The 17953-nt window shown below is 39.1% G+C and carries 18 protein-coding genes and 2 tRNA genes; 5 read left to right on the forward strand and 15 right to left on the reverse strand.

The window, feature by feature from the left end; all coding sequences use genetic code 11:
- Positions 1 to 59: 59 nt before the first annotated feature.
- The 7 genes from rlmH to yycF all read right to left on the reverse strand — a co-directional run bounded on the left by rlmH (position 60) and on the right by yycF (position 8094).
- Positions 60 to 539 (reverse strand): 23S rRNA (pseudouridine(1915)-N(3))-methyltransferase RlmH, encoded by a 480-nt coding sequence (gene rlmH / locus JCM15457_RS08720; protein ID WP_034989362.1) that lies wholly within the window; start codon positions 537 to 539, stop codon positions 60 to 62.
- Between the two features lie 456 nt (positions 540 to 995).
- Positions 996 to 2225, reverse strand: coding sequence for a S1C family serine protease (locus tag JCM15457_RS08725; RefSeq protein ID WP_420836006.1), 1230 nt, complete (start codon positions 2223 to 2225; stop codon positions 996 to 998).
- A 234-nt stretch (positions 2226 to 2459) separates the two neighbouring features.
- Positions 2460 to 3272, reverse strand: a complete 813-nt coding sequence (locus tag JCM15457_RS08730; RefSeq protein WP_161633672.1) for an MBL fold metallo-hydrolase — start codon at positions 3270 to 3272, stop codon at positions 2460 to 2462.
- Between the two features lie 63 nt (positions 3273 to 3335).
- Positions 3336 to 4139 (reverse strand): two-component system regulatory protein YycI, encoded by an 804-nt coding sequence (locus JCM15457_RS08735; protein ID WP_034989372.1) that lies wholly within the window; start codon positions 4137 to 4139, stop codon positions 3336 to 3338.
- Positions 4140 to 4159: 20 nt separating this feature from the next.
- The gene (locus JCM15457_RS08740; protein WP_034989374.1) at positions 4160 to 5503 is read right to left on the reverse strand and encodes a YycH family regulatory protein; all 1344 of its coding nucleotides are present in this window, start codon (positions 5501 to 5503) and stop codon (positions 4160 to 4162) included.
- Positions 5493 to 7358, reverse strand: coding sequence for a cell wall metabolism sensor histidine kinase WalK (walK, locus tag JCM15457_RS08745; RefSeq protein ID WP_034989376.1), 1866 nt, complete (start codon positions 7356 to 7358; stop codon positions 5493 to 5495). The genes JCM15457_RS08740 and walK overlap by 11 nt, the downstream gene beginning before the upstream one ends.
- Positions 7359 to 7380: 22 nt before the next feature.
- On the reverse strand, positions 7381 to 8094 hold the full coding sequence (gene yycF / locus JCM15457_RS08750) for a response regulator YycF (RefSeq protein ID WP_034989378.1): 714 nt from the start codon (positions 8092 to 8094) through the stop codon (positions 7381 to 7383).
- Between the two features lie 300 nt (positions 8095 to 8394).
- Between yycF and JCM15457_RS08755 the strand changes: the two genes are divergently transcribed.
- From JCM15457_RS08755 to JCM15457_RS08765, 3 genes are all read left to right on the forward strand, one after another.
- Positions 8395 to 9255, forward strand: a complete 861-nt coding sequence (locus tag JCM15457_RS08755; protein ID WP_034989379.1) for a pyridoxamine kinase — start codon at positions 8395 to 8397, stop codon at positions 9253 to 9255.
- Between the two features lie 2 nt (positions 9256 to 9257).
- On the forward strand, positions 9258 to 9818 hold the full coding sequence (locus tag JCM15457_RS08760; RefSeq protein ID WP_034989380.1) for an ECF transporter S component: 561 nt from the start codon (positions 9258 to 9260) through the stop codon (positions 9816 to 9818).
- A gap of 110 nt (positions 9819 to 9928) precedes the next feature.
- Positions 9929 to 10001: transfer RNA gene (locus tag JCM15457_RS08765), tRNA-Lys, on the forward strand.
- Positions 10002 to 10705: 704 nt separating this feature from the next.
- On the opposite strand, the gene JCM15457_RS12175 is transcribed toward JCM15457_RS08765, so the two are convergent.
- Positions 10706 to 10846, reverse strand: a complete 141-nt coding sequence (locus JCM15457_RS12175) for a hypothetical protein (RefSeq protein WP_156406572.1) — start codon at positions 10844 to 10846, stop codon at positions 10706 to 10708.
- 214 nt (positions 10847 to 11060) lie between these two features.
- Between JCM15457_RS12175 and JCM15457_RS08775 the strand changes: the two genes are divergently transcribed.
- Together JCM15457_RS08775 and JCM15457_RS08780 are read left to right on the forward strand one after the other, a co-directional pair.
- Positions 11061 to 11900 carry an aldo/keto reductase gene (locus JCM15457_RS08775; RefSeq protein WP_034989385.1) on the forward strand — a complete coding sequence of 280 codons (840 nt, stop codon included), beginning with the start codon at positions 11061 to 11063 and terminating at the stop codon, positions 11898 to 11900.
- Positions 11901 to 12021: 121 nt separating this feature from the next.
- A tRNA-Asn gene (locus tag JCM15457_RS08780) sits at positions 12022 to 12093 on the forward strand.
- A 159-nt stretch (positions 12094 to 12252) separates the two neighbouring features.
- Here the strand turns inward: JCM15457_RS08780 and JCM15457_RS08785 are convergent.
- The 7 genes from JCM15457_RS08785 to nhaC all read right to left on the reverse strand — a co-directional run bounded on the left by JCM15457_RS08785 (position 12253) and on the right by nhaC (position 17848).
- Positions 12253 to 12513, reverse strand: a complete 261-nt coding sequence (locus JCM15457_RS08785; RefSeq protein ID WP_034989386.1) for a hypothetical protein — start codon at positions 12511 to 12513, stop codon at positions 12253 to 12255.
- Between the two features lie 73 nt (positions 12514 to 12586).
- The gene (locus JCM15457_RS08790; protein WP_034989388.1) at positions 12587 to 13180 is read right to left on the reverse strand and encodes an HMA2 domain-containing protein; all 594 of its coding nucleotides are present in this window, start codon (positions 13178 to 13180) and stop codon (positions 12587 to 12589) included.
- 22 nt (positions 13181 to 13202) lie between these two features.
- Positions 13203 to 14777, reverse strand: a complete 1575-nt coding sequence (locus JCM15457_RS08795) for a heavy metal translocating P-type ATPase (protein ID WP_081778237.1) — start codon at positions 14775 to 14777, stop codon at positions 13203 to 13205.
- Positions 14774 to 15268: a hypothetical protein gene (locus tag JCM15457_RS08800; RefSeq protein WP_034989390.1), complete on the reverse strand. Its 495-nt coding sequence runs from the start codon at positions 15266 to 15268 to the stop codon at positions 14774 to 14776. Before JCM15457_RS08800 ends, JCM15457_RS08795 begins: the two co-directional genes overlap by 4 nt.
- Positions 15265 to 15804, reverse strand: coding sequence for an HMA2 domain-containing protein (locus JCM15457_RS08805; protein WP_034989392.1), 540 nt, complete (start codon positions 15802 to 15804; stop codon positions 15265 to 15267). Before JCM15457_RS08805 ends, JCM15457_RS08800 begins: the two co-directional genes overlap by 4 nt.
- Positions 15797 to 16114, reverse strand: a complete 318-nt coding sequence (locus JCM15457_RS08810) for an HMA2 domain-containing protein (protein WP_034989393.1) — start codon at positions 16112 to 16114, stop codon at positions 15797 to 15799. Before JCM15457_RS08810 ends, JCM15457_RS08805 begins: the two co-directional genes overlap by 8 nt.
- 309 nt (positions 16115 to 16423) lie before the next feature.
- Complete coding sequence (gene nhaC, locus JCM15457_RS08815) at positions 16424 to 17848, reverse strand: Na+/H+ antiporter NhaC (protein WP_034989396.1); 1425 nt, start codon at positions 17846 to 17848, stop codon at positions 16424 to 16426.
- Between the last annotated feature and the right edge of the window lie 105 nt (positions 17849 to 17953).

The raw sequence follows: 17953 nt of genomic DNA on the forward strand, positions 1-17953 counted from the left end.
TCAAAAAGACTAGCACCGTTTTGGTAACACTGCTCTGCACGGGCTTCTTTGCAATACTATTATTTATTATAAGTTCTTCCTGCGTTAATCATAAATCCCCTATAGATCTGCTCTGTTAGCACAAGCCGCATCAACTGGTGAGGTAGCGTAAAGCGTCCAAATGAAACTTGTGTGTTTGCTCGTTCGAGAACTGCTTCGCTCAACCCCAGTGACCCGCCTATAACAAATGTTACATCGCTATGTCCGTAGGTACCCAGTTTTTGAAGCTCATCTGCCAATTCCTCAGATGAACGTTCCTTTCCTAAAATTGCCAAAGCATATACATATTCCTTGTCCTTGATCTTGTCCAAAATACGTTTACCTTCAACTATTTTGACCTGCTCCATTTCTGAATTACTTAATTTTTCAGGAGCTTTTTCATCTGCAACTTCCATAATCTTGAATTTACAGAATTTGCTAAGTCTTTTAGCGTACTCTGCAATTCCCTGTTTCAAATATTTCTCCTTCAATTTACCCACAACAACTATTTTGATGTTCATAACTCTCCACCTTTTCACAACTTATCCCCAAAGTTATCCACTTATCCACAGGCTATTTTCTACATATTGGACCGAACAAATTTTCGTCACAACATTTATTAATTCCAAATTTGTCAAGCTTAAATTAGTTATCCACAGTTATCAACAGTGTTAACCTTCTTGCTTTTCTTGCCAAAGACCTTGCTATACAGGCATTACGAGGTGTAATCATCATTCTGGCAAAAAGTTAATCACAGCTTTCACACACACCTGTGGATAACTAAAAATCAATTAAGAAGCTGACATATCAACAACTAAGCATTTTTTCAACAAGCACTATTTAAGTAAATCACTTTTTTATCCACAAATAAAGACTTATCCACCGTTTGTCTCCAAAAAAAGAGGCGCTACAGTGTTTTTGTCGTTCACACCGAGCGCTCTTTTTAATCTACAATTATCTATAAACTTTATCTTAAACTAGTTACCTGAATTCGACGAGGTAGTTGTATTCGAATCATTGGCCTCAAGTGTCAATTTGACATTCGCAGTTTTCTGCGAACCCTCATGATAGTACTTAATCTCCACTGTGTCACCTATTTTATGATCATATAATACTTCACGCAATGATGATAGGCCTTTGACCTCTTTGCCGTCTAAAGAGGTAATAACATCATACTTTGTTATCCCTGCTGCCTTAAGTGGTGAATTGTTAGCAACCTTCAATACCACAACTCCGTTTGTAACACTTGTTGGCAGTTTCAACACTGACTTTTGGTCGCTTGTTGAAACGTAACTCAAATCTACTAGTGAAATTCCCAAAGCTGGTCGCTTGATCTTCCCATCTTTTACCAGCAAGTTGATAACTTTAACAACTTCATTACTTGGAATTGCAAAACCCATTCCCTCTACAGAAGTCGAACTAGTTGATGCCGAACTTGAACCCGTATTTGCAAGTTTCATTGAGTTGATTCCAATAACCTGCCCAGCAAGGTTGATCAGCGGTCCCCCCGAATTACCGGGGTTAATCGCAGCATCAGTCTGAATGACCGTTGTCTGTCCCGTATTTACACCCGAACTATCCGTTGTATCAATCGTTCTCTTTTTAGCTGAAATAATACCTTGTGTCAATGAAGTTGCATAAGTTGAACCCAATGGCGAACCGATGGCAAGTGCTGTTTGTCCAACCTGAATATTGTCTGAATTGCCAAATGAAGCTACTTGTTTGACATTCTTGGCATTAATTTTCAAAACTGCCAAATCAGTAACAGAATCATGTCCAACAACAGTGGCAGTTTCCTTTTTGCCGCTATTCAGCAGAACTTCCACTTTATCTGAACCGGAGATAACATGATTATTAGTTGCAACAAAAGCAGTGTTGCCATCCCTTTTGTAGATTACTCCTGAACCTTCACTCTCTGATGTTGCACCACTACTACCAGAATCAGAACCAAAGATATCGTCTAATGAGTCACCTGAACTTTTTGTGGAATAGGCTTCCACCGAAACAACCGCGTTTTGAATCTTGTTGAATGCTTTTGTACTCTGTGTACTTACATTAACCTTAATATTGCTGACCCCTGTTTGCCCCTTGGAATTATCCGTCATAACAGAGCTCGATTCATTCTGCTGGTAAATAGTGTATCCACCAACAATCGCGCCGCCGCCTATCACACCACCTACCAGTGCTACGATAAAAATCTTCAACATACTGGAACGTTTGCCGCTATTATTATTGCCAGAACCAACTTCACTGTATTTTGCATCTTTTTCCTTTTGCTCATTACCATTCTTCATGAGTTTTGTGCTCTTTCCGAATCAGGAAAAAACACTACCCTCCCTCCCGATTAAATTATCCCTACATGTGCATGTTTTTATTTTAACGATAAAGTTTGAAAAAAGCATGAATAAAATCCTAAATTTGTCTAAAAAAAACTAAATTTATCAAATAATTGTCAATTTCGTTGCTTTATCAGGGTCTGTATCAAGAATATTAAAATCATGACCTACTCCAAAATCATGTTGCTTCATCGTTGAAGCAACAGTCAGATGCGCTAGTTCTTTAACGTTATTATCCTGACTCAGATGTCCGAGATAAATTTTTTTTGTATTTCTGCCCAAAATATCCATTAAAGCAGTTGCTCCGTCATCATTCGAAAGATGTCCACGATCGCTCAATATTCTCTGTTTTAGCGGCCATGGATAGGCACCCATTCGCAGCATTTCAACATCGTGATTGCATTCCAACAAATACCCATCAGCGTTTTTAATCACTCCTTCAACCCCTTCAGAAACATACCCCGTATCGGTCAAAATAACAAAGGAGTGTCCGTTGTGATGTACTTGATAGAATTGGGGTTCTGCCGCATCATGTGAAACCCCGAAACTTTCAACATCGAGATCTCCAAATGACATCGTTTTTCCCATTTCGAAGATGTGTTTCTGTTCAAGCGGAACTTTTCCGATTTTATGTGCCATTGCATCCCAAGTACCTTCATTGGCGTACACATTGAGATGGTATTTCCGAGCAAGTACTCCGACACCCTTGCAGTGATCGCTGTGCTCATGTGTTACCAGCAAACTGTCAACATCGCTCAGATCACGTCCAATCGACTTCATCAAACCAGCTATCTTTTTGCCGCTCAACCCTGCATCAACAAGGATTTTGCGTTTAGGTGTTTCAACATATGTAACATTGCCAGTACTTCCGCTGGCCAACACACTAATCTTCATCGTATCTTCCTGCTGATTCTCCATCGCCATTCTATTGTCTTCTCCTTCTTGATTCCTATCTTTACATATTTTCTAGTAGTATAATAACTAATTTGCTTCCTCCATAAATGCACCTGTAAATGCATTTATTCTCCGATATTGGACGCTTCCCGAGGAATCACTTTTCACTTTGATTACCCATGTTGGTATATAGACTGTACTGTCATTGACAGTCAACAATTGTGTATACCCTAAGCGCACCCACTCAACTGTGCTGTTATTGATTAGTTTATTATATTGATATAGCCAGATCAAAGCCCGCTGTTGACTGATCATTGGTTTTTTCTCACGTAATGTTTCGATCTTTGCCAAATGTCCCTGTGTATACTCAGTAACGTACCCATTTCGAATAGCAAAACGAATCTGTCCATTTGTTGTATACACGGGCCACCCTGAGGCTTTCTGCGTATAGACAACCGTTCTTTTAGTCGATAGATAGCTATCATATTGATAATCTTTCCCGTCAATTACTTTTGTACTATCCTCAACAACCTCATCCAACGTTTTTTGCGGATTAGCAGCATCTCTGATTTTTATACTAGTTCCAAAATCAACTGTCAGCTTATGATTATTATACGACCAAAGCACTCCTTGAAGCTGGTTTGAGCGATCCTTAAGATTGCTTTTTGTCGGACTAGCGATGTAGAAGCCTTCTCTTCTCTTATTAGATAAAGTTCCATAAGATATTTGATCATTGCGAATACTTTTCATGATCGAAGTGGGCGTATTTCTTGACGAGGTGTTAGCTGTTGATTCGACTGCATTATCTCTTTGCGTATAAGAAGTAAATAAAAAGATGTCCAGCGCAATAAACGCAATAAAAAAGATCAATTCAATTCGTTTAAAATTCATTTCTCGCGCCGTCCTTTCATCTAGTTTCCAACATCCGAAGTTGGATTCAACAACTCATTATACTCGATCCATTCACCATCATAGTTTACAAAATACGTTGGTACTAAATCAATGACCAAATTCGAAGCTTCATTTTTCCTCCAACTATAACCAACCTGAATGTTTTTTACTTTATTTGCCGAATAACCAGCATTTATCAGATTTTGATAAACAGTTATCGTTGGCGGCAATGTAACATTCTTATCCCCTGAAGGTACAGGAACCTGCAAGCTCAAAAGTGAAAAATCGTATTTCAAACCACCAGAATTCATCGTTTGAATCTTAAAGGCCCCATAATTATTTTTATTAATGATTGGGAAGCCAGCCACATAACTCCTATATACAACGGTGCCGCTTGCTTGGTAGAACTCTGAGTAATGCACATCGTCAAGTGGTGCCCCGATTGAATTAAGTTTCGTAAAACTATTCTTTAAATGATCGTTGAAAGACTGTCTCTCCACCGTACTATTGTTATAGTCAGAATTAGAATAATTAGCGTACTTTATCCTATTGGTGTGGTCTTCGACCGTCATTCGATTATCAGCTCCATCTGAGTAAATAATCTTATCCTTCTGCATTTTAGTTGAAATTGAGTTTCCCCCACTAGAATCTAATAGTCGTGTGACGAAGGAACTCGCATTTGCTTTGTTGATTAAATAGGTATAATGCGGCATCTGCACATTGTTCAAATAAAACATTGCTAGATGACCATCCAACAGATAGTATTCTACCTGCAATTTTTTTATCCCTTTACTATTTACTAATTTTTTTATTTTTTTGCTATTTTTATTAGTAAATGACACTTTGTAAACACTTTTTGCTTGATCATTCAGCAGATAGACTACTTTCTTCTGATTTAAAGGCACTAAAATGCGGTTGTATTTATCCCCTTGATGACCCTTGATTTTTTGTGAAAATGTCTGGTTGAATAGTTTTATTGTCATCTGATCCGCGTAATTCAACACAATTGCGTTTTTTTGTTCTAAAAATGCAACATACTCTTCTTCATTTTTGAAAGTCGTTTTAGTTATATTCTCATTTGCCGTCCACTTGCGAATCTCACTGCAAAAATTATTTATCATATTTGTTTGGGGGCTATACAATTGGTGCTGCTTCCGCTCCTGATTCAGGATTATCTGAACAGGCGCATAAATGTCACTTAACGTTTTATTGCTTGTTGTTGCATCATTCTCGCCTGGTGAGGTGGTTGTTTTTGAATCGCGCTGAAAAGTTGCTGGATTCGTTAAGATAATCGTAGTTAAGACCACACTGAGGATCACAGTGATCGTCAATCCGAAGTGTAATAAGAAGTTTCTAATTTTCATCCCACAGATCCCCCTCATATTCTTCGTAAGGCAATGAGATATAGAATGTTGAGCCCTTTCCTTCTATACTATCGACCCATATTTTTCCTCCATGCATTTCAATTACTTCTTTTGAAATAGCTAACCCTAAGCCAGTTCCTCCTTGTGCACGCGATCTTGCTTTGTCTACCCTGAAGAAGCGGTCGAATATATGCGCCACATCCTTTTTAGGAATCCCTAAGCCTTGGTCGGAGATACTTAAAATAACGTGATTATGCGTCTCTAAAAGGCGACAAGTAACAATGCCTCCATCTGGTGAATATTTAATAGCATTATTCATAATGTTGTCAACAACTTGCATGAACTTGTCCGTATCTATCTCGACCCATAACTCTCTGCGTGTGAAATCACGCTTGATGGTATAGTTTTTCTTAACTTTTTGCGAGTTGTCGTTCGTGTCTGTTTTTAGCATCATGTCAAACCGATCAAGGATATAGTTATATAGTTCATTCAAATTAACCAATTCCAAATCAAGTTTTGAAGTTCCCGAATCCATCCTAGATAGACTCAACAAATCATTGATCATTCTTATCATTCGATCCGTTTCATCTTGGGTTACTTTCAAGAAATTAGGTGCAACCTTAGGATCCTTCCATGCACCATCATTCAATGCCTCTATATAGCTGCGCATACTTGTTAGCGGTGTCCGCAACTCATGGGAAACATTGGAAACAAATTGGCGGCGTTCGCGATCAATTTTTTTCTGTTCAGTGACATCATGTAACACACATACGAGCCCGCTAATAAACCCAGATTCCCGTTGGATAAGTGAGAAGTAAGCATTTAATACTTGCTCATGCTCTTCATCAGATAGATCAAGGATAATTTCATCATGCTTTTCCAACAGATCACGCAGGGTGTAACGTCCCCGAATATTCAGAACATCTAAAATCGATTGCCCATCTACCTCATCAGCATCAGTATCAAGTGCTTCAGAAGCCGTTTCATTCATAATGATGACATTACCACGCCGATCAGTCGCAATAACCCCGTCAGACATGTGCGACAGGACACTATCTAGCCGTCGTCGTTCAGCTTCAGATGATTCCTGAGCCTCTTCAACACGGACAGACAAGTTATTAACGGCTTGAGCTAACTGACCCAGCTCATCATTGCCATATACATGCACCTGCCCAGAATAATCTCCACGCGCAATTCTAGAGGTCTGCTTTTTCATTTCATCAATCGGTTGCGTGATCTCACGCGAAATTAAAATTGCTAGAAATAGACCTAGACCTGTAGCTATCAGTGAGGCCGAGAAAAAGATAACTGTTACATTGCTGAGGGACGAATAAACCTGCTCCAAGCTTGCTCTGAGATAAACTGCACCTACCAGAGTGTTGGTATTCCCACTCGAACTGAATAAAGGCGTGATCGAAACATAATAACGTTTGTCATCGCTCTTATCGTAGGTTAACTTGGTGTAAGTTCTACCATTGTAGAGAACTTGTTTGATATCTTCATCAGTCGTTTTCTGGCCAACCCATGACTGACTGTTAACATCACTGTCTCCCCTGATCGTTCCTTTAGTGTCCACCACCTGAACTTGGGTCACATTAGAATTATTGATGTCTTCTAGAATATCCCGAATATTCGCGTTAGCGTTTCTGGTATCTCCCTTAGACAGATTATCAATCAAAGAGTTATCGACATAACTTGACAATTCCACCTGTTGCTTGAACGTTTTCAGGTTATCCTTTTTCAATTGTTGCACAAAATAAGCTCCGATTATTTGAAACGTTATTAAAAATAACAGTGCAAAAACGAGAGCTATTTTAAAATGTATAGATTGAAAGAAATGTAGTTTTTTATTCATTACAACTCCACTGACCTAAGTTCTATTCTGCTTCTGGATTGCGCAAGTAGTAACCAACACCGCGCCGAGTTACTAACCACGTCGGTCGGCTAGGATTATCTTCAACTTTTTCACGTAAACGGCGCACTGTCACATCAACCGTTCTAACATCTCCAAAGTAATCGTAGCCCCATACAGTCTGTAAAAGATGTTCACGCGTCATAACCTGACCAATATGCTTGGCTAAGTAATACAACAATTCAAACTCACGGTGCGTCAATTCAATTTTTTCATCACGCTTAGAAACCATGTAAGCTTCCGGATGAATCGTCAAATCACCAATCGTAATTTCATTGTTTTTATTTTCTTCCTCATTCTGTGCCGTCGCTGCTGCACTCGACTGACGCCGCAAATTAGCCTTGACACGGGCAACCAGTTCACGGTTCGAAAAAGGTTTAGTGACATAGTCATCGGCTCCCAATTCTAAGCCCAGTACTTTATCTATTTCAGCATCTTTAGCTGTCACCATAATAATCGGCATATCGTGTGTTTTTCTTATTTCGCGTGCAACTTCGAGACCATCAATTTTCGGTAGCATGATATCAAGTAAGATCAAATCTGGATTAACTTCCTTAACTTGCTTTAAAGCTTCCTCGCCATCATAGGCCGTGTAAACATCAAAGCCTTCTTTTGTCAAATTAAATTTAACTATATCAGAAATTGGTTTTTCATCATCCACAACTAATATCTTCTTCATCTTCTAACTCCCTCCAATAACCGCTTCCTACACTGACTGCTTAAGCGGTCCAAAAACATTTCTGTAATTTTTATTACTGGTTGATTATAATCTACGCTCAACTTCAGTTATTTCTTCAAATAAAATCTAGCTACTAAACTCATCAAACCATAGTCCACTTCATTATAACCTATCCTTAATCTAAAACCAACTAGCCTTCAGTTTGTCATCCTCCATGCGCTAAGCACAAAATGAATCAATGATTCACCTTGAGTTATGTTATACTATTGATACTTTATTAGCGTATACGGAGGTGACATTATGGCGACAAATGTTCTCGTCGTCCAAGACCTATCTTGTGTTGGTCAAGTCTCAATGGGAGTTGCGCTGCCCTTGTTGGGAGCAGCGGGGCTTAGGCCAAACATTCTGCCAACAGCTTTACTTTCAACTCACACAGGTGGATTTGGTGCCAACACATATCTCGACTTAAGTAATGAAGTTGTAAAAATAATAGATCATTGGGAGTCTCTAGGGCTTAAATTTTCAGCTGCTTATCTTGGTTATTTAGGACAGAGACCCTTAAATACCATCTTGCATTATTTTGACAAACTCGTTGCTCCCCAGTCTTTTAACCTTATTGATCCAGTGATGGGGGACAACGGCAGCTTGTATCATGGCTTTGATGACAACTATGTCAAAGGCATGCGAAAATTGATCGTCAAAGCCAGCTTAATTACTCCTAACGTAACTGAGGCTGCCTTGCTTTTGGGCAATGAACCACCCAAGCATCCGCTGACTCTTACTGAAGCACATGCACTGTTAAAAGAACTAAGGCACCGTTTTGATATTCAACAAGCCATTTTAACGGGTGTTCATTTAACAAACGGTCAAGTTGCTGTTCTGGGCTATGATGAAATTTCCCAGGAAATATGGGATCAGCAGCGACCCAAACTGCCTGGCAGCTACTTTGGTACTGGAGATATTTTTGCCAGTGTGCTTTTTATTATGTTAGTACATGGTGCAAGTCTTAAAGGGGCCGTTAAAAAATCTATGGAATTTGTTAGCAAATCGATCCAAAGTTCACTTGCAATTCCAGAGTTTGATAATCGTTATGGTGTCGACTACGCTTCGCATCTGCCACAATTGTTAAAAGAAATTGAACAGCTTCAAAGGAAGGGATAGGAATGCTACATTACAATAAAAATTCGCTCCAAGCAATAATAATGACTGGACTCTTTACTGCTCTTATTTATCTTGGTATCTTTATTTTCAGAATACCGATTCCTGCCCTTGTTGGAAGGCCTTTTATTCATTTCGGTAATACCTTAGCAATTCTCGCTGTTTTGTTTCTTGGGCTGCGCAATGGCGCTTTAGCGGGAATAATTGGACTAGGTGGTTTTGATATATTGAACGGCTACGCCTTAACATCATGGCTGACGATGTTGGAAATAGCAATTGTTGCTATTGTTGTTAGTTCTATAATGAAGCTAATGCGCTACAACGATAGCAAACGAAATATTACCATCATTGCAGTTGCAGCTGGTGCTCTTAAGATTATTACTTCATACTGTACATCGATCGCTGAAGCTTTGATGGTAGGGACGTCATTCAAGGCTGCCATCGTTGCGTCATTTTTCAGCTTACCAGCAACGGTGATTAACTCTATCTCAACCGCTATTTGCGTTCCACTTCTTTATTTTCTGCTGAAACGCATCTTCAAAACTATTGGACGTCGTCACAGTTAATTCAGAATCTTGGTGCTGCCTGATAAAAAATCTCCTTTTGTAATTTTTTTCAATTTTTAGGTTGCATCTCATCGACATAAATGGTAACATATCTCTTGTTGATAAGTTATGGGTGGCTAGCTCAGCTGGCAGAGCAACGGACTCTTAATCCGTGGGTCCAGGGTTCGATCCCCTGGCCACCCATCAGAGGTTTACTACCAGTAATCATAGGATGTCAAAGTCCTTATGGTTACTGTTTTTTTGTGCAGAAAACAGTTACTCACTTGAGAGCAAGCATTATCAAGGCCAAAAAGTACCTTATCGAAGCCAACAAGCCTAATATTTGCAGCAAAAGCATAAATAATTTCACCAAAGATATGCTGAATATAGCTTGTGGGAACCATTGCTCTATAAAATCAGATTTGCACATACAACTGAAAAACATCATTAAACATGGAACAAACAAACTAAACCATTTTTCCTTGCTATAAGAATCCACGGAATTTAGTCCTGTGTGTAATGGAATTATATTAGGTAAATAAAGGTACAGAACACATGCCAAGAACAACTGAAAAGCATAAACTCCTATAAAATAATAAAATGAGTGATCATAAAGATTATCAAATTTTGCCACCTGTACCGCACCTCTCTATTCTTGAATATTATGCTATTATCAGTCATCAAAGAATGTAAGACAACTTACTTTGCTACAATAAAAAAACCCACTGCGCAAATTAAACTGATCTTGCTAGTGAGTTTTTTTGTTGGGGATCTACGTGAATCCCATTGCATGTGTTTAAGTAAATAAATTAATGCCCATTTGTTTCTGACGTACATACGAATATTAATTTATTTGCTTGACTCAGTCTGCCGCTTATTCAACCAGAAAAGAAATTACTAGTAAAAAATTAGATCGTATTGATATCATTTTTAAGGGAGCGCAGCACATTTATAACTTCTGAAGTGCTTAAAACATTTTGTCCTTCGCGCAATACTGCTTCGATATCATCGATTCTGGTAAAAATAAGACCTTTTTCTCTTTTATCCATGAGCCCACCTCCCTTCCTAAGCTCTATCCTAATATTACCATAGGCTGGTGTGTTATTTCATCTGCTTTTTCATTTTACGGTAAATTTTATGCATTGTCGAAAGCAGTATATTTCACAAAACTATCTTAAAGTATTATCTTAAAGATGCACGTTAGTGGCGGATTTTTTGTGAATTGTGAAATGCTACTAAAATAATTGAGGAGGAGACTTACTTATGAATATTCCTAAAAAAACCCTTAACGATGGTCATCGCATCCCCTTTATTGGTCTTGGAACCTATCAGGTACGCGGAGGTCAAGGAATTGATCAGGTTCTCTCCGCTATTCAGGATGGATATCGCTTGCTTGATACATCTACTAATTACGATAGTGAAGGCATCGTCGGGGAAGCCGTTCGTCGTTCGGGTGTACCTCGCTCGGCCTTCACCATTACTTCGAAGTTACCAGGTAAGTACCATCATTATGATGATGCGCTGATGAGTATTCAGGAATCACTGTGCCGCATGGGACTCACATATTTTGACTTATACCTGATTCATTGGCCATTGCCTAAAAGAGATCATTATGTTGAGGCATGGCGAGCTCTCATCACCGCTCAGAAGCTAGGTTTGATTCGTTCAATTGGTGTTTCAAACTTTGAACCTGAACATCTTGATCGCCTTACTAACGAAACAGGTGTTACTCCAGCAGTCAATCAAATCGAAGTACATCCCCTGTGGATTCAAGAACGGATGTTGCAAGAAGACGAAAAACGCGGAATTGCAACTGAAGCATGGAGCCCTCTCGGACGCGGGAGTAAAGTTCTCCAAGATCCGACGATTCAAAAGCTCGCTGCTAAGTATCACAAAAACGTTGGTCAAATAGTTCTGCGTTGGCATATTGACCGCGGAGTCGTTCCAATTCCTAAGTCAAGCAATCTACTTCATCAACGTGCCAATCTAGATATTTTTGATTTTAAATTGGAGGGCTCAGAACTCGCTGCAATCAATGCTTTAACACAGGCAGATGGGCGCATCGACAATCAAGATCCTAACGAATATGAAGAATTTGATTGATCCTATTTCATTTTAGCTTAAACAATTTTACCTACTACATACTGCTGCTTATTAAACAAAAAAAGATGTTTACAAAGCATTGATGATATGGTATAAATATATACGTGCTATTAATTGTCATTGCTCAGTAGTTCAGTGGTAGAATAATTGACTGTTAATCAAGAGGTCGTAGGTTCGAATCCTACCTGAGCAGTTTGTTGTTAACAGAATGAGTTATGGAAGACTTGCAGTTGCTGCAAGTCTTTTTTTATTGTATCCTGATTATTCTTACACACAAAAAAGACTCAGTTTAAGTTCAGCAACTAATTCCTGCCAGACATCCCGAGTCCTTTGGATCTTATAAAGTTCATCGCTATTTTTTATCCGTCTCATCTTTAAGCTTTAGTTCTTTTTCTGCAATCAGATCTTCTAAATTTTCCTTTTGCATCGTCAATTCTTCAAGCGTCGGCTCTGCATTGAGATTTCCTGATGTTGATGTCTTTAAAGAATTTCCCGTGCTTTTTACCAAACGTTTTAAATCACCAGCATTATCTTCGAGTAACTTGTACCCTGTTGCACCAACAACTGCTCCGCTAACAAATCCAGCCAAAAAATCCTTGTCAAAATTAATCATTATATCATCTCCTCACATTAAAATAACTCATCAATACTCATTAAGTGTAATATTTTTTCTAAGAAACTTCAAATTATATACTTTTTTGCAACAATGCCTGATGATTATTCAATTTTTGATAGTCATTTATCAATTCAAGCAAATTGATAACCCAAGATGTAAGTGCCACTTCCGTCATCTTTTTTGGCCCTAGCGTAAATGAAGTAATAAAAGCAGTTAAGACGTCAGGATGATGGAAGCGCCCTTTTCTGCGATCACCATGGGATAAGATCGTATATCCTGTAAAAACAGTAGCAAAAGTATCAAGCAAAACATTTGGATATCCAACAAGTTTCAATCCAAAGCTCGCCGCCAGCAAAATACCAGATATTGCAGATCTCTGCACTTCTCTCTCAAATGACTTCTGCCCCTGCACATAGGTTCTTGAAATGTGCTCACCATCATTATAAAGTTGGAAAACTAGCAGTGTTCTAACCACCTCATTCAGATCCAAAACTGCTGGATCGTAACGAACAGTTAAAGTTGTTATGCGCGGTTCCACTCGAAAACTAAGAATGCCCTTTTTCTGCGCAAGATTTCCTTGAATTCGCCTGCGGTTCTTTTCAGAAAAAACCAAGGTCTCGTAATAGACACGAATTCGCCCAGGTATTTCGTGTAAAATCAACATGCCTTTTGCCACCTTCCCCTTCTTAATGAAGCTTTAACAACGAACGTAGTATGACCCCTATTGTTGTTCCATTGTGAATAAATGCCCCGACAATGGGATTTATTTTCCCATTGAAACTTAGAATAATCGCCGAAACATTAAATCCTAAAACACCAGCATAATTTTGTTTAATGACCCTCATTGTTTTCTGTGATGCATAGACGGCGTCCGAGATAACTTCTGGGCGCCCATCATTGATGAAAATATCGCTTGCACTCTTGGCAGCATCACTAGCATGCGAGCCTAAGGCGACACCAACAGTGCTCCATTTCAATGCAGCCGAATCATTTAAACCATCACCCACCATCATTACTGGATGGTTCTTTTCAGCCCTCTTAATATAATCAACCTTATCTCTTGGTAACAACTCGCTTCTAACATTCGTGATCCCTAATTGCTCTGCCACTTCAGACGCTGCAGCACCTCTATCACCTGTCAGCATAGTAATCTTAGCAATATTTAAATTTCTTAACTGCTGGATTGTTTTAGCCATCGCTGGACGTACTTGATCGCTAATCAAAACTATTCCTAACGCTTTGTCATTAACAGCAAGATAGATCGCATTGCTCAGTTCGGTGTAATTTTCAGAAATCCGTTCGAATCCCTGCACTTTGAATCTTCTCATTATTTTTAGGGAACCAACAATGACTGTATCCTTCTGTTGGTAATTCCTAGCAATAATTCCGTAACCAGTTATAACCTCTTCATCCGCAATCTGAAGGCTAGGGTAAGCAAGTCCTCTCTTCTCGCTTTCAGCCATTAACGCCCGCCCCAGAGGATGGCTGGCGTGTTGTTCAGCATACGCACCTGCACGCAGCAATTCGTCCTGTGAGAAGTTTTCTGAAACTAATATCTTTTGAATTACCGGTTTTCCAACTGTTAAGGTTCCAGTTTTGTCAAAAATAACTTCCCTTACTCGGGCTGTGTTTTCTATCGCTTGACCACCCTTAATAACAATACCTTTCTGTGTGAAATGGTTCATCGTTGCTAGGATAGCTATTTCACTTGATAGTTTCACTCCACACACGAAATCTATTACAAGAATTCCAACAGCTTTGAGCCAATTTTGCGTCAACAAATAGGTAGCTGTTGCAACTCCAAATGAGATAGGGACCATTTTCTGTGCAAGGGCATCCGCCGATTTCTGCAGCCTGCTTTTATTTGTTTCTGCTTCTGCTAGTAGACGATAAATCGCCGCTTCTTCAGTCTGAGTTCCTAATTTTTCAGCTTTTACCCTAAGTTGTCCACTTTCTATAACTGTTCCTGCAAAGACAACGTTACCCTTAGTTTTAACAGCAGCTTGATATTCACCTGTGATACTTGCTTCATTTATCACTGCATTCCCTGCCATTATCTCACCATCAACGAGAATTTTTTCACCCGTATAAAACGCAATTATTTCACCGCTTTTGACTTTCGCTAATGGAACATCTACCACTTCATCATTTTCAATACGATGAATTATTTTGGAATTTTTTCTGACAGAACTATACAAGAAGTTATGACTTTGTCTGCTTGTCAATTCTTCAAGATAGTCAGAGAAGCCGCTCATCATCATACTATCGTTGCCGTAAGGGGTTGAAGCGTCAAATGTGCCGCCAAAACACTAACAGCTGTCAAACTTTCCGCAGTGGGATGAAGCCTTACCAACTGCGTAAGCCCCTTTTTAAAAACATGCGGGTTCAAACTAATGTTTCCCAACAAGTTTAATGCTACTAAAGAACGCGTGCAGAATCTTGCACCGTACACCTTCAGGTACTCCTCGGTTAGCAAAGACAAGCCCATTATCCCTGTTAAACTCAGTACTTTGCTTCCGCTAAATCTTTGGTGCGGTCCTATTTTTTCACTTAATGATGTGATTATTTCCTCAGCATTTGTCTGATGCTCATAATAAACTAACAAACTGTGTGTGTGCTCACTGTAACTAGCGCTATAGATGTAAGCTGCTCGTCTTGCACAAGCCTCAAGAGCCCCTTTTCCCCACGGTTGAACCTCTTTTTTAGTCAATTGGATTCTTAATCTGCCAGGTAACTGATGGATTATTCTCAATTTGCAACACGCTTCCTATTAGAGCGTTCTAAGATCGTGTAACTCCACCATAAAAATCCTAAAGCTGTTTGCGGAGTCGACTTCATTAACCTTGTACCTTGAATAACGGTGTAAAGAAAAAAGGCAGTATCAACATCGACTAACCCCAACGTAGCGTGCTTCAACAAGCCATCTGCACGAATCTTTTGTTCGTAAATACGATTTAACAACGTTACTGGTGCATATTCGTATGCCAAATCAGTTTGTCTAACCACATAATTTAAAAATGCAGTAAATTCTTCTTGAGTAAAACTTTCTTTCTCAAAAACAAACAAAAGTGTTCCCAATACTTCAGAGCCTTGAACCACACTTATGTTTTTCCCCTTGCTTAATTCCTTTTCAAGATAAGCAAGAATATATCTATTCTTCCATCTGTTGCATTGTAATCTTAAGCGATATCGGTTAGCATATTTTACCGTTATCTTTTGTGTACGCAGAATCTTCTGATAACCTTTCATCCCTAAAGACATTACCCCTAAGCCAATTAGGTTATTCATTCAAAACCCCCCTTTTTCGATGAATTGCGTCAACTGCCTTTTCTATCTCCAAAATGCGATCAAGCGGGAACTCCTTTGGAATCAAATACTGAATCGTAATCGTTCCGATCAAAGGTGTAGTATGTACACTTTTTATTTCATCTATCGTTTCAAGATAGTTGCTTAAATCGTTTAGCAAAAGATCGTTTCCCTTCCAGTATGGTGAACTCAGACGGGCTCGCCCTTTGATAGCACTCAAAAGCTGTATCTTATATCTTTTTTGTATTCTTAGTGCTTGTTCTTTTAATTCTAAAAGTGTGAAAAAGCGCATTCAACTCCTCCTACCAGCTGACTTTCAGCTTATAAACATTAAAAATTAACGCTACCTATATATGGCTAAGTATAGCAGTTGTGCTGACTTTAGTAAAACGATTGCATACTTAATTTTCTCTCTGAAAAAACGCATAGTTAAGAAGGATACAATAGACGTTATTCTTTGAATATTGCTGCGTACATTCATTTACATGTAATTGAAGAGCTGTTTACAATGTCTGTAGTTATGCGCATCACATCATATACCCTTCACTTTGTTTTCTAGTTTATAGCATGTTTCAGTCCATATGAATTTTTTAGGAAAGTACTAATTGCTCTGCTTTTCTTCTACAAGTCTCGAACTTTCCGCCGATTGGGGAGAAATACTCCGTTTTAAACCTATTCCTGTAAAGCCGCTCAAAAGTGAAAAAAGAGGACATAGGAGGCTGAAGAAAACAAAAGGCAGGTAGTGCAACGTGGGCACGCTCAAGGTATTAGCCAAAAAAACTCCACCTACTCCCCACGGAACTAAGTAGTTAATAACCGTACCACCATCTTCAAGAACTCGACCTAACGCGTTATTCGCCAAACCACCAGCATTAAACATTCGTTTAAATGCCCGCCCAGGTAAAATAATCGATAAAAATTGTTCGCCAACGAATACATTAACACCAATACATGTAAAAATCCCCGCCGCTATCAGCTTACCTGAGCTATTAAGATGTGCTCCCAAGGGATCCATTACAGTTTTTATTAATCCAAATCTGACTAAAAGTCCGCCGAGCGATAAAGTCAAAACAATTAAAGCAACGGTTGGCATCATACTGACAATCCCTCCACGTGATAAAAGCGTGTTGACAGTCGTATCTCCAGTTTTTGCAACAAAGCCATTTGTAATGATGCTCGCTAACTGCTTTAACGGGAGTCGTGGATTCTGGATAAAAATCATAACACTCGTGACAAAAATATTTAACAACATTGTTGGAACTGCCGGCATTTTAATAGCTGCGCATACAAAAACCAGAATAATTGGAATTATTGCCCAAAGAGAAATGTTAAAATGCGCATCTAAAATAGCAACTGTTCGCTTGATTCGATCCAGACTCATGGTAGAGTTATCATGTCCCATTATCATAAACAAGACAGTCGTCAATATCCCCGCTGGAAGAGTTGACCATAAAAGGTTTTTGATATGTTCAAATAATTCTGTGTCCACCACTGCTGAAGCCAGATTATTGGTTTCAGAAAGTGGTGAAAGTTTATCACCAAATATGGCACCTGAAATAATAGCACCTGCTATCATCGCTGAATTTAATCCCATTGTTATTCCCATGCCCATAAAAGCGATGCCGACTGTCGATGCTACTGTAAAAGCACTCCCCACTGCTGCACCAACTAATGTGCACACTACAAAAACAGATGGCAGAAACCAGCGAACACTTATTATTTTGAATCCTGTAACCATCAATGATGGAATCGTCCCTGCTGCGATCCACGTGCTGATCATGGCACCAATCAGTATAAAAATAAAAATAGGAATAATTCCCTTTTCTATTCCGTCTTTAATGCCCAGATTGACACTTGCCCAACTAAATCGTCTTACTTTTGCCCACAGAATAATTGCTCCCATTGCCAACATAACAGGAACTTGTGGCGAGAGTCCAAAACCAATCACACCAATCCCCATTATTAGTAACACTAAAAACAAAATACCACTTGCCTCAACCAGACTAACCCTTTTAACCTCTTTCATTTAATCCACTCCCTTTTTCATTAAAGCTCGGTCATCATTTACACTATTTAACTTCAGCGCTGATAAGCAGCTATTCCACCAAAAACTCCATGCATTTCTATCATC

The organism is Liquorilactobacillus sucicola DSM 21376 = JCM 15457 (genome assembly GCF_000612445.1).
GTDB classification, from domain to species: Bacteria; Bacillota; Bacilli; order Lactobacillales; family Lactobacillaceae; genus Liquorilactobacillus; species Liquorilactobacillus sucicola.

Bases quoted from the DNA above. Each gene is read 5' to 3' on its own strand.
- rlmH (WP_034989362.1), bottom strand. From the start codon at position 539: ATGAACATCAAAATAGTTGTTGTGGGTAAATTGAAGGAGAAATATTTG.
- JCM15457_RS08725 (WP_420836006.1), bottom strand. From the start codon at position 2,225: ATGTTGAAGATTTTTATCGTAGCACTGGTAGGTGGTGTGATAGGCGGC.
- JCM15457_RS08730 (WP_161633672.1), bottom strand. From the start codon at position 3,272: ATGGAGAATCAGCAGGAAGATACGATGAAGATTAGTGTGTTGGCCAGC.
- JCM15457_RS08735 (WP_034989372.1), bottom strand. From the start codon at position 4,139: ATGAATTTTAAACGAATTGAATTGATCTTTTTTATTGCGTTTATTGCG.
- JCM15457_RS08740 (WP_034989374.1), bottom strand. From the start codon at position 5,503: ATGAAAATTAGAAACTTCTTATTACACTTCGGATTGACGATCACTGTG.
- walK (WP_034989376.1), bottom strand. From the start codon at position 7,358: ATGAATAAAAAACTACATTTCTTTCAATCTATACATTTTAAAATAGCT.
- yycF (WP_034989378.1), bottom strand. From the start codon at position 8,094: ATGAAGAAGATATTAGTTGTGGATGATGAAAAACCAATTTCTGATATA.
- JCM15457_RS08755 (WP_034989379.1), top strand. From the start codon at position 8,395: ATGGCGACAAATGTTCTCGTCGTCCAAGACCTATCTTGTGTTGGTCAA.
- JCM15457_RS08760 (WP_034989380.1), top strand. From the start codon at position 9,258: ATGCTACATTACAATAAAAATTCGCTCCAAGCAATAATAATGACTGGA.
- JCM15457_RS12175 (WP_156406572.1), bottom strand. From the start codon at position 10,846: ATGGATAAAAGAGAAAAAGGTCTTATTTTTACCAGAATCGATGATATC.
- JCM15457_RS08775 (WP_034989385.1), top strand. From the start codon at position 11,061: ATGAATATTCCTAAAAAAACCCTTAACGATGGTCATCGCATCCCCTTT.
- JCM15457_RS08785 (WP_034989386.1), bottom strand. From the start codon at position 12,513: ATGATTAATTTTGACAAGGATTTTTTGGCTGGATTTGTTAGCGGAGCA.
- JCM15457_RS08790 (WP_034989388.1), bottom strand. From the start codon at position 13,180: ATGTTGATTTTACACGAAATACCTGGGCGAATTCGTGTCTATTACGAG.
- JCM15457_RS08795 (WP_081778237.1), bottom strand. From the start codon at position 14,777: ATGATGATGAGCGGCTTCTCTGACTATCTTGAAGAATTGACAAGCAGA.
- JCM15457_RS08805 (WP_034989392.1), bottom strand. From the start codon at position 15,804: ATGAATAACCTAATTGGCTTAGGGGTAATGTCTTTAGGGATGAAAGGT.
- JCM15457_RS08810 (WP_034989393.1), bottom strand. From the start codon at position 16,114: ATGCGCTTTTTCACACTTTTAGAATTAAAAGAACAAGCACTAAGAATA.
- nhaC (WP_034989396.1), bottom strand. From the start codon at position 17,848: ATGAAAGAGGTTAAAAGGGTTAGTCTGGTTGAGGCAAGTGGTATTTTG.